14 protein-coding genes and 2 tRNA genes are annotated in these 13,700 nt (G+C 52.7%); 9 read left to right on the top strand and 7 right to left on the bottom strand.

Annotation, left to right across the window (positions count from 1 at the left end):
• Positions 1 to 9 precede the first annotated feature (9 nt).
• Both SANT_RS08200 and SANT_RS08205 read right to left on the bottom strand, forming a co-directional pair.
• Positions 10 to 810 (bottom strand): BtpA/SgcQ family protein, encoded by an 801-nt coding sequence (locus SANT_RS08200; RefSeq protein ID WP_025421814.1) that lies wholly within the window; start codon positions 808 to 810, stop codon positions 10 to 12.
• 43 nt (positions 811 to 853) lie between these two features.
• Positions 854 to 1,711, bottom strand: a complete 858-nt coding sequence (locus tag SANT_RS08205) for a DeoR/GlpR family DNA-binding transcription regulator (protein WP_025421815.1) — start codon at positions 1,709 to 1,711, stop codon at positions 854 to 856.
• 144 nt (positions 1,712 to 1,855) lie between these two features.
• On the opposite strand from SANT_RS08205, the gene SANT_RS08210 reads away from it, so the two are divergent.
• The 7 genes from SANT_RS08210 (at position 1,856) to SANT_RS08240 (ending at position 8,454) form a co-directional block, all read left to right on the top strand.
• Positions 1,856 to 2,656, top strand: a complete 801-nt coding sequence (locus SANT_RS08210; protein WP_025421816.1) for an SDR family NAD(P)-dependent oxidoreductase — start codon at positions 1,856 to 1,858, stop codon at positions 2,654 to 2,656.
• A gap of 101 nt (positions 2,657 to 2,757) precedes the next feature.
• Positions 2,758 to 3,894, top strand: coding sequence for an ABC transporter ATP-binding protein (locus SANT_RS08215; protein ID WP_025421817.1), 1,137 nt, complete (start codon positions 2,758 to 2,760; stop codon positions 3,892 to 3,894).
• 9 nt (positions 3,895 to 3,903) lie between these two features.
• The gene (locus SANT_RS08220; protein WP_025421818.1) at positions 3,904 to 4,704 is read left to right on the top strand and encodes a carbohydrate ABC transporter permease; all 801 of its coding nucleotides are present in this window, start codon (positions 3,904 to 3,906) and stop codon (positions 4,702 to 4,704) included.
• Between the two features lie 60 nt (positions 4,705 to 4,764).
• Entirely contained in the window at positions 4,765 to 6,039 is a 1,275-nt protein-coding gene (locus SANT_RS08225; RefSeq protein WP_025421819.1) for an extracellular solute-binding protein, read from the top strand.
• A gap of 17 nt (positions 6,040 to 6,056) precedes the next feature.
• Complete coding sequence (locus SANT_RS08230; protein ID WP_025421820.1) at positions 6,057 to 6,968, top strand: carbohydrate ABC transporter permease; 912 nt, start codon at positions 6,057 to 6,059, stop codon at positions 6,966 to 6,968.
• 263 nt (positions 6,969 to 7,231) lie between these two features.
• Positions 7,232 to 7,753 carry a 5' nucleotidase, NT5C type gene (locus SANT_RS08235; protein WP_025421821.1) on the top strand — a complete coding sequence of 174 codons (522 nt, stop codon included), beginning with the start codon at positions 7,232 to 7,234 and terminating at the stop codon, positions 7,751 to 7,753.
• 299 nt (positions 7,754 to 8,052) lie between these two features.
• Complete coding sequence (locus SANT_RS08240; RefSeq protein WP_025421822.1) at positions 8,053 to 8,454, top strand: VOC family protein; 402 nt, start codon at positions 8,053 to 8,055, stop codon at positions 8,452 to 8,454.
• A gap of 228 nt (positions 8,455 to 8,682) precedes the next feature.
• On the opposite strand, the gene SANT_RS08245 is transcribed toward SANT_RS08240, so the two are convergent.
• Positions 8,683 to 8,758, bottom strand: a tRNA-Asn gene (locus tag SANT_RS08245).
• Positions 8,759 to 8,932: 174 nt separating this feature from the next.
• Positions 8,933 to 9,742, bottom strand: coding sequence for a DgsA anti-repressor MtfA (gene mtfA / locus SANT_RS08250; RefSeq protein WP_025421823.1), 810 nt, complete (start codon positions 9,740 to 9,742; stop codon positions 8,933 to 8,935).
• Between the two features lie 92 nt (positions 9,743 to 9,834).
• Between mtfA and SANT_RS08255 the strand changes: the two genes are divergently transcribed.
• A tRNA-Ser gene (locus SANT_RS08255) sits at positions 9,835 to 9,924 on the top strand.
• A 387-nt stretch (positions 9,925 to 10,311) separates the two neighbouring features.
• On the opposite strand, the gene SANT_RS08260 is transcribed toward SANT_RS08255, so the two are convergent.
• On the bottom strand, positions 10,312 to 11,058 hold the full coding sequence (locus tag SANT_RS08260; RefSeq protein WP_025421824.1) for a glycosyltransferase family 25 protein: 747 nt from the start codon (positions 11,056 to 11,058) through the stop codon (positions 10,312 to 10,314).
• A 1,373-nt stretch (positions 11,059 to 12,431) separates the two neighbouring features.
• On the opposite strand from SANT_RS08260, the gene SANT_RS08265 reads away from it, so the two are divergent.
• Entirely contained in the window at positions 12,432 to 12,632 is a 201-nt protein-coding gene (locus tag SANT_RS08265; protein WP_025421825.1) for a hypothetical protein, read from the top strand.
• An 87-nt stretch (positions 12,633 to 12,719) separates the two neighbouring features.
• Here SANT_RS08265 and SANT_RS24480 read toward each other — a convergent pair whose 3' ends face one another.
• Both SANT_RS24480 and SANT_RS08275 read right to left on the bottom strand, forming a co-directional pair.
• The gene (locus SANT_RS24480) at positions 12,720 to 12,911 is read right to left on the bottom strand and encodes a hypothetical protein (protein ID WP_025421826.1); all 192 of its coding nucleotides are present in this window, start codon (positions 12,909 to 12,911) and stop codon (positions 12,720 to 12,722) included.
• A gap of 23 nt (positions 12,912 to 12,934) precedes the next feature.
• On the bottom strand, positions 12,935 to 13,318 hold the full coding sequence (locus SANT_RS08275) for a DUF1090 domain-containing protein (protein ID WP_025421827.1): 384 nt from the start codon (positions 13,316 to 13,318) through the stop codon (positions 12,935 to 12,937).
• Between the last annotated feature and the right edge of the window lie 382 nt (positions 13,319 to 13,700).

The raw sequence follows: 13,700 nt of genomic DNA on the forward strand, positions 1-13,700 counted from the left end.
CAACCGTGTTTAACGCAGTTTTTCGACCACATCCATGAAGCGTTTTACGCGGTCGCCATCCACCGGGTTCCAGGTGTGCCCTGCAACCTTGAAGTGCGTGCCAATAACCACGCCGCTGGCCACGCGCAAAATATCCGTTACGTTGTCAATATTGGTGCCGGTGTTAGCGAATACCGGTACGCCTTCCACCGCTTCACAGACTTTGCGCAAATTAGACTGCTCTGCCGGTTCGCCGGTAATCGGCCCGGAAACCAAAATAGCGTCAGCCAACGAAGAGAAAATGGCGCTGCGCGCGCGCAGTTCGATGGGCCGCGCATCCAGAGAGTGGGCGAATTCGGCGTTGATGTTGAAAAGCAACTTCATGTCTTCCCGACCCAGGTTGCGGCGCAGCCGGGACGCGCTGGCGCAATCCGGCTCCCAAATCCCCATATCGGAAGCAAACACGCCGGTAAAAATTTCACGCACGAAACTGGCGCCGGTGACGGCGCCGATGGCCACGCTGGCGTTGGGATCCCAAAGGTAGTTTACGCCAAAGGGAACCTTCAGCACCGATTTCGCCGCCTGTACTACCGCCGACATGGCGGAAACCCCTTCCAGCGAGGCTTTGAACACATAGGGACGGTCGTTTTCATTGCCAAACATGATCGCATCTACCCCCCCCGCCTGCAGCTTTTCCACGTCGCTAATCACATCGTCAATCAGCTTATTGAGACCGCCTTGGGCATCATAGAGCGGCGCCCCCGGCAGCGCACCAATGTGGGCCATTGCGATGACCGCTTTTTTCTTATTTCCCCAAAAATCAAAGATCATAGCTTTCTCCAGTGTTGGCTGGTATGTCATGGTGAAAAAGCGATCAGGCGTCTGGCGGTAGCGCCGGCGCAATGATCACCTCAATGTTTGCCGCGGCGATCATCGCCGACAGCGCAGGCGGTGGTGCCTGTTCGGTGATAAGGGTGTCGATTTGCTCGAGTGTCGCGAGATGAACCAGCGACATCCGCTGAAATTTGCTGGCGTCGCACAGCACCACTTTCTGACTGGAACGTTCAAGATAAAGGCGTTTGAGTTCCGCATCCTCGAAGGCATAGTCATAAATTCCCTCTCCCGTCAGGCCGGAGATGCCCACAAAGGCGATATCGAACCACAGACTGGAAAACTGGCGCAGCGCCGCCGAACCGCCGATTGACATTTCGTCCGGGCGCATCCGTCCGCCTGCCAGATAGATTTCAGCCTTCGCCGGGGCAATGTCATGCGCCACGCGAAGGCTATTGGTAAAAATCTTCAAGTGTGAATACTGGCTGAGATAGCGCGCGGCTAAGAATGTGGTGCTACCCACATCGAGCGCCAGCGTGCGGCACTGCTTCCCTAAATGCGCCGCCGCAAGCGCGATGCGCAGCTTGGCATCGTGATTCTGTAACAGCCGAGACGCGAAGCTGGGTTCAACCCGGTCCGTCACCACCGTGTTCCCGACCTGAGGCAAAACCGCGCCGCCATAGGGACGGCAAACCGTTCCGTTGCGCTCCATTTCCATCAGATCGCGACGAATGGTCATCTGGGATACCGAAAGCTTAACGGCTAGCTCCGGTACGGAAACGGTCCCCCCCTCAGAAAGTAGCTGTAAAACCTCAGCCTGACGCGATGCCGGCGACCGACGTAAACGCGCGCCGGTGGCGGAAGCGTTAAGGTGAACAGGTGCCGAATCCTGGTGCGTCATCGCCTAACCTCGAACATTGAAATTAACAAATACAAACATACAAAACAAAATTTGTGATCGCAATTGTTTTTATCATAAGAAAATTGTTTTGTTGTGTTCGTTATAATGGTGTAAAAAATAATCATCTACACAGAGGAAGAAAACATGAACGCAGTGTATTCGACATCCGGGCACTACCCGGACCTGCATGGCAAAACGGCGATTGTCACCGGCGGGGCAACCGGTATTGGCTATGCCATCTCCCGCAATCTGATTCGCCAGGGTATGCGCGTCGCTATCGGCGACATTAACGAAGACGCCGCACGGGCCGCGGCGAACGTGCTGGGCGCGGAAACGGTGGCATTTCACCTGGATGTGCGTTTACGTGAATCCGTCGAAAAGGGGTTTCGCTGGGTGGAAGACACGCTGGGGGATTATCATTTGTTGATCGCCAACGCGGGGGTATCAACCATGCAAAAAGCCCTGGCGCTGACGGATGACGAATGGAATTTCAATTTCGACGTCAACATCCGCGGGATCTTTCTGACCAACCAAATTGCCGCGCGCAAGTTTGTCGCGCGCCGGTCGGGCACCATCGTCAATACCGCCTCCCTGGCCGCTAAAGTGGGTGCGCCCTTATTGGCCCATTACTCGGCGAGTAAGTTTGCCGTACTGGGCTGGACACAGGCGCTGGCGCGGGAGTTGGCGGCGGACGGGATCCGCGTGAATGCCGTCTGCCCGGGGTTTGTCAAAACCGGCATGCAGAGCCGGGAGGTGCAGTGGGAAGCACAGCTGCGCAATATGACGCCGGAGCAGGTGATGGACGATTACATTCGCCAAACGCCGCTCGGCCGCCTGGAGACGCCGGACGATGTTGCCGAGGTGGTGGCCTTTTTGAGCTCCGACGCCGCGCGCTTTATGACCGGCCAGGGTGTCAATGTCACCGGCGGAGTGTACACGGGCTGACGGCCGTATCCGCCATGAACAGACCCGGTTTCTTTCAGCCCACGTCACAAGGGGACGTTACCCGCCCCTGGATGGGCAACACGCAGCAGAGGTAACCCATTATGGCCTCCATTGAATTACGGAACGTGTCGAAATCCTACAACGGCAATCAGCACAGCGTGCGTAACGTTAATTTGCATATTCGTGATGGCGAGTTCGTTATTTTCCTTGGCCCTTCCGGATGTGGAAAATCCACCACATTGCGCATGATTGCCGGGTTGGAGAGCATTACCGACGGCACCTTACTCATCGACGGGCAGGATGTGAGCCATGTCGCCCCCCGCGATCGTAACATTGCCGTGGTGTTCCAGAGCTATGCCCTCTACCCGCACATGACCGTGGCGGAAAACATGGCCTTCGGCCTGAAAATGCGCGGCGAGCCAGGCAGCGTTATTACCCGCAAAGTGGCGCAAAGCGCCGCGATGCTGGGGCTGGATAAACTGTTAAACCGTAAACCCGCCGCGCTGTCCGGTGGCCAGCGTCAGCGTGTCGCGCTGGGCCGGGCCATCGTGCGTGAACCGCAGGCGTTTTTGTTAGATGAGCCGCTATCGAACCTGGACGCCCAACTGCGCGGCGAGATGCGCGGTGAGCTTATCAAGCTCCATCGCCGCCTGGGAAAAACCATGGTCTATGTTACTCACGACCAGGTCGAAGCCATGACGATGGCGGATCGTATCTGCATCATGCGCGACGGCCATTTGATCCAATGCGGGACGCCGCTGGAGGTCTATCACTACCCGGTAAACACCTTTGTCGCCCGTTTCCTCTCTTCTCCGTCCATCAACCTGCTCTCCTGTCAGGTTCAGCAGACCGGCGCGCAGGTCAACCTGCAATTGCCCAATGGCCCGACGATCCCTGTCCCTGGCTGGATGGCCGGCGATTATCACCGCCTTGCGGGAAAAGAGATGCTACTCGGCGTGCGGCCCGAGGATTTTCATGCCCACCCGCGCCGGCCCGATTGGCTGCCCTTACAATTGGCGGTCACCGGGGTTGAAGCCCTGGGCGCTGAGAACATTGTCAACGGCACATTGGGCAATGTTCCGGTGATTATTCGCCTCGACCACCACACGCACCCCGCGGTGGGCCAAACGCTCAACATCTGGCTTGATCCCAACGCGCTGCATCTTTTCCACACGGAGAGCGGCGAGGTGGTCAAACGGCGCAAAACGCCAAGCAATACCGACACCGCTTTGGCGTGAGGAGCGAACATGCTACGAAAAATCGGACTTCATACCGGACTGGTCCTGGCCTGCCTCTCCATTTTGCTGCCCGTACTGTGGATTGTCAGAACCAGCCTGGTGCCGGAATCCATGGCCTATAGCAGCGATATTTTCCCGCGGCTCTCATGGGAGAATTTCCGCTCGCTGATTGCTAACAACGGTTTTTTACGTCACTACGCCAACAGTCTGATAGTTGCCTCGGGCTCTGTCATTCTCGCGCTGCCGTTCGCAGCCGCAACCGGCTATGCTTTTGCACGCTTTAAAACGGGCGGCAAAGCGGCGCGTTTTATCATGCTGGCCACCCAAATGCTGCCTGCCGTAGCCCTGGTGTTACCCGCCTTCGCCATGCTGCGCTCGGTGGGGCTGACCAATTCACTGCTCGGGCTCACGTTGGTTTATGCCGCATTAAACCTGCCGTTTCTGACGTGGATCTTGATGGGATTTTTTGACGGGATCCCGGTGGATTTGGAGTGGGCGGCGCTGACCGACGGCGCGACCGCCTGGGGGGCTTTCTGGCATGTGGTTCTGCCGGTCTCACTGCCGGGTCTTGCGGCCTCGGCGGTACTGGGGTTCATCCTCTCCTGGAATGAGTTTCTTTTTGCCCTGGTGCTTAGTGGGCCTGAGACCGCCACGGTCCCGGTGGCGCTAGCCGCACTGCAAACCTCGAACGGCGTACAGATAGGCAAGGTCTCGGCGGGTATTGTGCTGGCCATTTTGCCATTGATGGTCGCCTCACATTTTATTCAACGATACATCGTCAAAGGGCTCACTTTCGGCGGTGTGAAATAACGTTATGTCCAGCAGAAAATCGCGCCGTTAACACGCCGGCACCTTCACCAGGAGTTAATTATGTTGAACCGTAAGAAAATCACATTGTTATCGAGTCTGATGGTACTGAGCCTTTCAACATCAGTGCGTGCGGAAGATGTCGTGCTGCGTGCGCTGATGGAAGATGTGCCGGAAACGCAAATCATTGAAAAAATGCTGCCTGATTTCGAGAAACAGTACCACATCAAAGTCCAATTCGAGAAAATCGGCTATGGCGATATGCATGACAAGTTGGTATCACAGCTGATTCAGTCGCAAAGTTATTACAATCTGCTGGAAGTGGATTTTCTGTGGGCGGGGGAGTTTAGCAAAGCCGGATGGCTGACCGATCTGACGCCGGAAGTGAAAAAGTCCGGTTTTGATATGTCGGCATTTATTCCCGCTACCGTCTCGTTGATTAATGTCACCGCCGATAAAACCACATTGATCCCGATGTACAACTACTCCATGGGCCTGATTTACCGCACGGATGTCCTGCAGGATGAGAAATTGAAGAGCGCCTATCAGACCGAGTTCAAAAAACCGCTGGCGCAGCCGAAAACGCTGGAAGAGTACGTCGCGCTGGCCAAATTTATTAAAAAGAACGGCAACATGTCGGGTGCTGCGATGCAAGGGCAGCGCGGCGATCCCAACAGCATGGAATTTTCTAACTACCTTTTTGCCGTCGGCGGTGACTATGTTGACGCTCAAGGGAAATCCGCGCTAAACAGCCCCGCCGGCCACAAAGCGATGTCGCTTTATGCGGACGCCATTAAAAATGCCGCGCAAACCGGCGCGCTGTCCGCCACGCTCGACGATACCGTGCGCCTGATGTGCAGCGGCAAAGCGTTCAGTATGCTGACCTACTGGTGGATGTTGCCACAGTTGGATAACGCCACCGCCTGTCCGGCCGTTGCCGGTAAACTCGCACTGACCACCGTCCCCGGCGGACATGGGGAAAGCGGCGGCTGGGGATGGGGTATTCCAAAGAACGTCTCGGATAAAGAAAAGCAGGCCGCATGGACCTTTATACAATGGGTTCAGAGTAAAGACGTCGCCACAGCACGGGCGCTACAGGGGCATGCGCCCGTGCGTGCCGATGTCTATGACAATGCCGACGTGTTGAAAAAGTACCCTTACTATAAAGACGCGCTGAATATCGTGGCGTCCGGTAAATCCTTCCCGGTCTTTTCCTATTCCGCCCAGTATGAAGACGTCCTCGGGACACAATTGTCGTTGCTGGCGAGTGGCGAAAATAGCGTCGATAAATCATTGAAAAACGCCTCCGAGCAATTAGATAAGTTACTGGTGAAATGAGGAAAGGGGGCCGGCAGATGGCTTTAGCTGAGGATTTTATCGTGAAACCGACGTCCCGTTTGACCCTGGACAGATTCCGTGTAACGGGCTGGGCATTTGCCTCGCCCGGGTTATTGGCTCTGGCGATTGTGCTCGGCTTCCCCGTTATTTATTCCGTCGTACTGGCTTTTTCGTCGTATACGCTGCTGCATGTGGATCTCTTCCCCCTGGCGGGGCTGGATAATTTTATCAGCGTGCTGAGTAGCGACACTTTCTGGCACTCCGCCTGGCTCACCATCCGCTATTCATTGCTGACGGTAAGCGGCGAATTCATCGTCGGGTTAGGTATCGCATTAATGCTGAACCGGGTGGTAAAGACCCGGCCGCTGTATTTTGCGCTCCTGACTATCCCCATGGCGATGTCGCCCGTTAGCGTAGCGCTTATCTGGCGCATGCTATTACAGCCCAACCTGGGAATTATCAACCACATGTTGCAAAGCGTTGGCCTGCCGGGCATCGACTGGCTGGGAAACCCCACGCTGGCATTCTGGAGCATGGTGTGGATTGATATCTGGCAGCAGATGTCTTTTGTGGTGCTGATCCTGGCCGCGGGCCTGGCGTCATTACCCAAAGATCCCTTTGAGGCCGCCGAAATCGACGGGGCGAACAGCTTGCAGCAATTCTGGTATATCACGCTGCCGATGCTGCGGCCCGTCTCCGCTATTGCGATCGTTATTCAGTTGATTAATGAACTGCGCACCTACGACCTACCGTATATCTTGACCCGCGGCGGGCCGGGGAACGCCACCGAAGTGCTGAGCTTCTTCGCTTATCGCAGGGCATTTTTGGGGTTGTCGCTTAATGAAGGGGCCGCCGCTGCGCTGATTTTACTGCTCATTGTGCTGGTGATGACCATCGTCTATTTCGTGTTGCTGGAACGCCGCAGATAGCCGTGGGAACACCGTAACTTAATAAGCCAATACCCGTTTAATTGCCCTAAGCGGGTCGTTGCTATTCGGGCGCTGCGGACTGAACGTGAAGTGAGAGGTGGGTCATGACAACGCATCCACGTTAGCATGCCCAGGTGTGTGCCATTTGAGAACAGAGGCGAATCTGCCCTTGCATCTTGTGATGAACACCTTGAAACTGATACAGCACGCTGTTCACAACGATGTCTTATGCTGAACTTTCCGTACAAGACCGGAGCGCACTGATGGCCAGAATTGCTGTAGACATGGATGAAGTTATCGCTGATTTCAATAAGAAGTTTATCAACTCATTTAATCATCAATTCGGAAAGACTATTTCGTTAACGGATTTGCACGGACGATCGGCACAAAAACGCTGGCCGGAATTGGCCAGTGATATCGATCTGCTGATCGGACAGGCAGATTTTTTTTCAGACCTGCCGGTGATGCCGGACAGCCAGGAAGTTCTGGCGCGGATGAACGAAAAACATGAGATATTTATCACCACGGCGGCAATGGAATTCCCGCTTTCATTCAACGCAAAATTCGAGTGGTTGAAAACGCATTTCCCATTCATTAGCCCCATGAATATTGTCTTCTGCGGCAGTAAAAGTATCCTCAATGCAGATTATCTGATTGATGATAACTGCCGCCATTTCCGCGGGTTCTGCGGTGAGGGCATTCTTTTTACTGCCCCGCATAATATCCATATGGAAGGGTATAAACGCGTGCGTAACTGGCAGGAGGTGGGCGAGTTGTTTCTATAACATCTTGCGGGGGAACTATCGAAAGCCCCCCCAATTTCACATTAGACCGCTGCTTACCTTCGTGGACTTTGCGCCATGCCGCCGGATCGACAAACGGCAGTAACAATGCGAACATCGGCAACAGAAATTCAGATGTAGTAACACTTGTCATCGCTCATACCCCATGCTGTCCTGCTGATAACCGCCCCTAGCCAGAAGCTGACGTCGAAAGTTTGTATAAATCCAGACGGTGAGATAGGTCCATGTGTGATAAAAGGGAGAATCCGGGCCATTATGCCTGAAACCTGACGGAGCAGAAAATGAGAACGCAGAAGCGCTGCATGGGGTATGTGGCGGTTGTGGTTGATGACTACGATCGTGCCATTGCCTATTACACCGACAAACTCGGCTTTACCCTCGTTGAGGATACACCGCAGCCTGGGAAACGCTGGGTAGTGGTTACCCCGAACCCGGAAAGCGACTGCAACATTCTACTGGCACGCGCTGCAAACGAAATACAGGAAAGCTTTATCGGCAACCAGTGTGGCGGGCGAGTATTCTTGTTCCTTCAGACCGATAATTTCTGGCGCGACTACAACGCCATGAAAGCAAAAGGGGTTAAGTTTTGCCAGGAGCCACGGGAAGAGGAGTACGGTACGGTGGTGGTATTTGAAGACCTCTTTGGCAACCGCTGGGATCTCTACCAGAACAAACAAAATTAACAATCTTGCCGGCTGCGTCTTCAATGTGTAGCCGTGACAATTAAGCATGAGACGCCATCCCTTGCAACGCGTTAAAGCCTAAAGCGCGTACACGCTAGAGTGATATTCATGCGGCAACGCCCCCGGCATCAGTTGTTGCGACATCCGCTTTACGCTGTTTATCGAGGGTCAGATACCGGTGAAAGCAAAAAGCCCGCTCAGGTTTCCCTGAGCGGGCTTTTCTAAATATGGCTCCTCTGACTGGACTCGAACCAGTGACATACGGATTAACAGTCCGCCGTTCTACCGACTGAACTACAGAGGAATCGCGAGAACGGGGCGAATCATAGCGGGACACCGAAGGGGTGTCAACGGATAACATAATGAAATCGCGCAATTGCGCAAGGCTTAGCCGAATTGGTGATTTTCAGCGCCAGATTGCGGCAAAAGGCGCTGTTGAGACCTGACCATCGCGCCCATTGCACGGGTTTGCGCTGGCTTAATCCGGCGCCTGGGTCAGGCTGCGCGCCTCCTGCCTGCGACCGGCGCGCAAGGCGATGAGCCTTGAAAGCGGGTCCTGGCGGTAAAAGCGGACGAAACAGCCATAAAGATCGCCGAATCGCTCCGCCAGCAGTTCGGGAGAGCTGAAAAAGTATTCCGACAATACGGCAAAGCACTCCGCAGGGTCGCTTGCGGCATAGGCATCCATGCTGGCCGCGTCTTCCCCAACTAGCTCAACCTCATCCTGTAGGTCCGCCATGGCGCCATGGAGCAGCTGTTCCCAGCGGGCGACCTCCCGTAACGGGATAAGTGGCACGCCATTGACGACGCCCGCGTTACGTAAATCGAGTTTGTGAGCGGTTTCATGGATAACCAAATTGAAACCCGACAAATCAAAGGAATCCTGAATTTCGAGCCAGTTGAGGACCACCGGGCCTTGATCCCAGCTTTGCCCGGAATGAACCACCTCGCCCTGGTGTACCAGGCCAAAATCATCCTGCCAGCTATCGGCCACCACGAAGGGCGCCGGGTAGATCAATACTTCATGGAAGCCGTCCAACCATTCCAGCCCCAACTCAAGCACCGGTAAGGAAAATAACAGCGCAATGCGCGCCCGCTGCTGGGCATGCAATTCCAGTGTCTGCAAGGGAACGAGTTTCTTTTGCCGCAGAAATTTCTTTGCCAGCGCCACCAATTTTTGCTGCTCATTGACCGAGAGCGGGCTAAATAGCGGGATGGATAGCGCCTGATCCCAGTTCGTTTCATCTGAGCTGGCGGTATGCGTGCTTCGCCATGGCCATTTGATCATCATGTTGCTCGATAAGTCGTCACTTGAATCGTGAGGGCGGATTAATACTGTTAAAATGCCGCAAAACAGGGCATGATAGCAACCGCAAAAAAGGAGAGATGCCGGAGCGGCTGAACGGGACGGTCTCGAAAACCGTTAAGGGAGCAATCCCTTCCAGGGTTCAAATCCCTGTCTCTCCGCCACTTTTCAACGGGTTACAGACAATTCCTCTGGTCAACCTGTCACGCCCTGTAAATTCTGAGAAAATACGCTAAAAATCTTTGCTGCGGCAGGGTGCTAGCGCGCGCCTTATTCATCATAAAGACAAGCAAGAGGCAATTTCAGGCTGGTTGAAGCTAACGCTGCCTACCGTGTACTCTTACCACGTCGTCAAAAATCTGCTAGTAAGCCCCTGCGAGTCAGACCCTAATCGCAAAATACTTTCCCTAAATGACGTTCCATCGCTGCGCCACTCATTCTACAGTGATAGCAGGGGACAATCCTCTCACGCGCACACCCCCCCCGCGCGAGACTGTCCCGTGGCGTGCAGTCCGCGCCGGCACCATGGCCCCTGTAAAGAGAGGCATTTTTTATCGCTGTTTTACGATGGACAAAAAAGGCCGTACCAGCAGACCCCAAAGCAGATGTTTGCATTTAACCTTCCACGGCGCCCGCGCTTTTAATGATTGCCAAATGGCATTGCGCGCCGCGTCAGGTTTGGGGGTAATACTGATGTGTGACTGAGCTGCATGGATGCTATGCAAAATGACCGGCGGCACTACGGCACGTACCTGACAAAAGGCGTAATCCTGAAAAATGGAAAATTTGTCGGCCACCATCCATACCGGATAGAGGCCCGCCGCCATGTTGCGCGCGGCCGTGCGATTGATGATGTAACCGTGCGTCATCGCGGCATCAACTACCCTATGCAGACAGTGGGTCTTATCCAATGCCTGAATCGGTTTTTTTAGGTATTGACAGCTGGCGGTCAGCAGCGTTAACAGCGGCTTGCTGGGAATATCGCACAGCGCTAGTTGGGGGAGAAGCGAAATGGCTTCCGGGGTAAGCTTTGCGTCATCCTCAAGGATTAACGCCTGCTTAAGCCCACGCTCGCAAATGAGGCGATAGATATGGATGTGGCTAAGGGCGCAACCAATTTCACCCGGACGGGTGGCATAATTGATTCTACGTGTATGTTGCATAATGTCCTCGCCGCTAAGCAGATGGCCATTTATGGCTTCGATAAACTCATAATCAAGAGAGTAATGTTGGCACTGGTATTCAATACATTGACGGCGTTTGGGTGATGCCTTGAGATTGATGATGAAAACTTTCACGCCTTCTCCATTTGCGGATAATAAAAGGTGCGCGGCTCTATTTTGCTTTCAAGATTAAATGTGGAGTGTAAATTAATTATCTGTTTTAAATATCGCACATGCAAATATTGAGTTGCATTTACTTGTTCCCGTGGTTATTCTTGACGCTAAAAGCGTTGTGGATAATACCAGCAAAAGTTGCACCATGGCGAGAAAATCACAAACTATTTATCTGCGATTTTGCTGCTCAAGGTGCTATATTAACTGGATTGTAATTAAATTAAATATTATTGATTCAATTAAGCGAAGAGTATTCTCCTTTAGCCCGCAGGGACAGGGGGCTAATTCGAGCAGTGATGATGCGTTGTATCCGTGGTTGGCACTACCTTGCCCCGTTAGCCAGCGCTCCTTAAGGTGATATTGCTGGAAAGGGAGCGGCGTCCAATCGATTGTGGGAAGCAATTATGCCTAGGCTAGGGAAACGCGGCTGTAGCTCTACGCATTACGCGGGCGATGTCGAGACTTCCGCCAATAACAGGCTTACGGTCACTTCAACGGGGCAAGCATTTGCGCTACAAGGCATCCCGTTAACGGACTAAAAAATGAGCGCCGTGGTTGCTTGTCCGTGGCGCTTAATGTCGGGCGACAATTAAGCACGCATAGGGTGAAAATTATTTATTGAGATTAATATCTATGAAATTATATTCATCTTGGTGAGTATCTGACGCAGATGCAATAACGCCATTAAGACAATTCGATCAAATTAACACTTGCTAGAATAAAAGGATTTTTCTGATGGCGCTCAGATGATTCTTGTGGATAATATTGGGCCATCGGCCCCGAAGACAATTCTTTTAGAAATAAATCTTCAGGGTGGCGGGAAATCTATTGACAAGCGCCACATTACGTTTAATAGTTATTCTCTGACGATGGAAAAATGCTGGCCAGGTCACTTAATCTAGATAGGAATAGGCTGGCGTTTCCGGTAGTGCTGAATGATGATTTAAAATTATTTGCTTCAATTAATTAATAAAAATGATACGGTCTCTGTGTCAAATTTAATGGATGTTATCGCATAAGGTCGTTAAGGACCGCCCTCTTAACGCCTGAGCCGTCAGCGTTAACCTTATAAAAGAATCAAAAGTATTAATCGTTAGAATAGATAGTCTTCTCCAATGCGTAACGCATTTGCTATTAGCGATGGTTATTCAATCGCATTGAGGGTGCTTGCGGCGGGCAAACAACAAGGCTAGACGGGGGAATATTCGGAATTTTCTTTAGCAGTTTAACGTATTTGACATCGTAATGATTAGCGACACCGTGTCGAGTAAGCATTGCGGTAGGTATAAAACGGTGCGGCCGAATGACGACGGCACCAAAGCCAGGACAATACCATGAAAAAAATGATAACTTTGGCCGACGATAATGCTCAGAAAGCGAATGTCGCGCCTGAAATGAATAGTCAAGAATGGATGGAGGCGATAAATCGAGAGTTGACGACTATTGTCAAAAATGCGGGAATCAGCGTTGAGGACGAGAATGAAGAAGCGTTATACACAGCGTTAAGTAGACTGCTGCGTCGGGCAGGGGAGTAACAGATATCCCTCCGCCGCAAATCAAGCAGATGTTATGACGATGCGTAATACATTCGTATAAAAGTTACACGATGTCTCACCTGGCCTTCAGCAACGCAGTGCGATAGCGGCGTGCGGTATTTTTAGCGTCTTGAAGTAAGAAGCGATGACACTGGCGTGGGCGGCGGTATCGCGAAAAAAATGTTGCAAAATACGCCATATTTTCCGCGCCAGCACATAACGGAATGATATTTTTTTGCCGGCAATCGTCGTCGTGCGGCGGTCGTCGATTAATTTCATTGCCGTGCGGCCAGCGTGGCGACTTACTGCTTTAATGCCGATTGTGCTTCTTCAAGTTCTTGTTGAGCACGTGTGACTTTTTTCTGTTTTTTGCGAATCTTATCGCTATTACCTGTTTGCTGAGCTTGCGTTAGTTCGTGCTGCCGTTGCGCCAGCTTGTTTTTCTTGTCGGCAATGTGGCGCTCGCGGTCTGCCTGTAGCTGGTCATCGCGACAATGGGCGGTAATCTCAGCCAGCGCCTTTTCCAGACCTTCCGCCCGCGCCGCGTTGCCTTGAGCGCGGGCATGGGAAAGCTGTGTCTGCACAGACTGCTGTTTTGCCGCGCAACCGCTTGCCGCCAGCGCACGTTGTCCCGGTAATATCATCAAAGCGCCAATCATCGCCAGATAGGGGAGTATCGTTTTCACCGTTAATCCTTTTCAGTTAATCCTTTTCTAAGGAAAAGATAAATGTATACATAATAATTTCACCTTAATTTTATCAGAGTTTACGGCCGGGAGGAAATAGTGCGTCGCTCGATGGCAGCGCGAAACAGGTAATGTCCGTAAAGGGTTAACAATATAACATGATGGGCTGACCATGGGGGCGCAAGGTAAGGGCGGCCGTTTCGGCAAATCATGTCCAGAGTCATTAAAATGAGACTCTAATCATGTCGCGTGACAGACATTTATGCATCGGCTGAGCTTAGCGCGGTTTGGATTAATGCGCCGCGCCCGTGGCCGTATAGGTTAATCCAGCCGGGGCGACGCAAACGTGCGTAAAAAGATGAGAGTGAGTATTCCTACGCAT

The organism is Sodalis praecaptivus (assembly GCF_000517425.1).
Taxonomy (GTDB): Bacteria; Pseudomonadota; Gammaproteobacteria; order Enterobacterales; family Enterobacteriaceae; genus Sodalis_A; species Sodalis_A praecaptivus.

Excerpts from the sequence above, each read along its gene's own strand:
- SANT_RS24480 (WP_025421826.1), bottom strand. The coding sequence starts at position 12,911 with ATGAAATTAATCGACGACCGCCGCACGACGACGATTGCCGGCAAAAAA.
- mtfA (WP_025421823.1), bottom strand. The coding sequence starts at position 9,742 with ATGATCAAATGGCCATGGCGAAGCACGCATACCGCCAGCTCAGATGAA.
- SANT_RS08235 (WP_025421821.1), top strand. The coding sequence starts at position 7,232 with ATGGCCAGAATTGCTGTAGACATGGATGAAGTTATCGCTGATTTCAAT.
- SANT_RS08200 (WP_025421814.1), bottom strand. The coding sequence starts at position 810 with ATGATCTTTGATTTTTGGGGAAATAAGAAAAAAGCGGTCATCGCAATG.
- SANT_RS08265 (WP_025421825.1), top strand. The coding sequence starts at position 12,432 with ATGAAAAAAATGATAACTTTGGCCGACGATAATGCTCAGAAAGCGAAT.
- SANT_RS08225 (WP_025421819.1), top strand. The coding sequence starts at position 4,765 with ATGTTGAACCGTAAGAAAATCACATTGTTATCGAGTCTGATGGTACTG.
- SANT_RS08220 (WP_025421818.1), top strand. The coding sequence starts at position 3,904 with ATGCTACGAAAAATCGGACTTCATACCGGACTGGTCCTGGCCTGCCTC.
- SANT_RS08230 (WP_025421820.1), top strand. The coding sequence starts at position 6,057 with ATGGCTTTAGCTGAGGATTTTATCGTGAAACCGACGTCCCGTTTGACC.
- SANT_RS08240 (WP_025421822.1), top strand. The coding sequence starts at position 8,053 with ATGAGAACGCAGAAGCGCTGCATGGGGTATGTGGCGGTTGTGGTTGAT.
- SANT_RS08205 (WP_025421815.1), bottom strand. The coding sequence starts at position 1,711 with ATGACGCACCAGGATTCGGCACCTGTTCACCTTAACGCTTCCGCCACC.
- SANT_RS08215 (WP_025421817.1), top strand. The coding sequence starts at position 2,758 with ATGGCCTCCATTGAATTACGGAACGTGTCGAAATCCTACAACGGCAAT.
- SANT_RS08210 (WP_025421816.1), top strand. The coding sequence starts at position 1,856 with ATGAACGCAGTGTATTCGACATCCGGGCACTACCCGGACCTGCATGGC.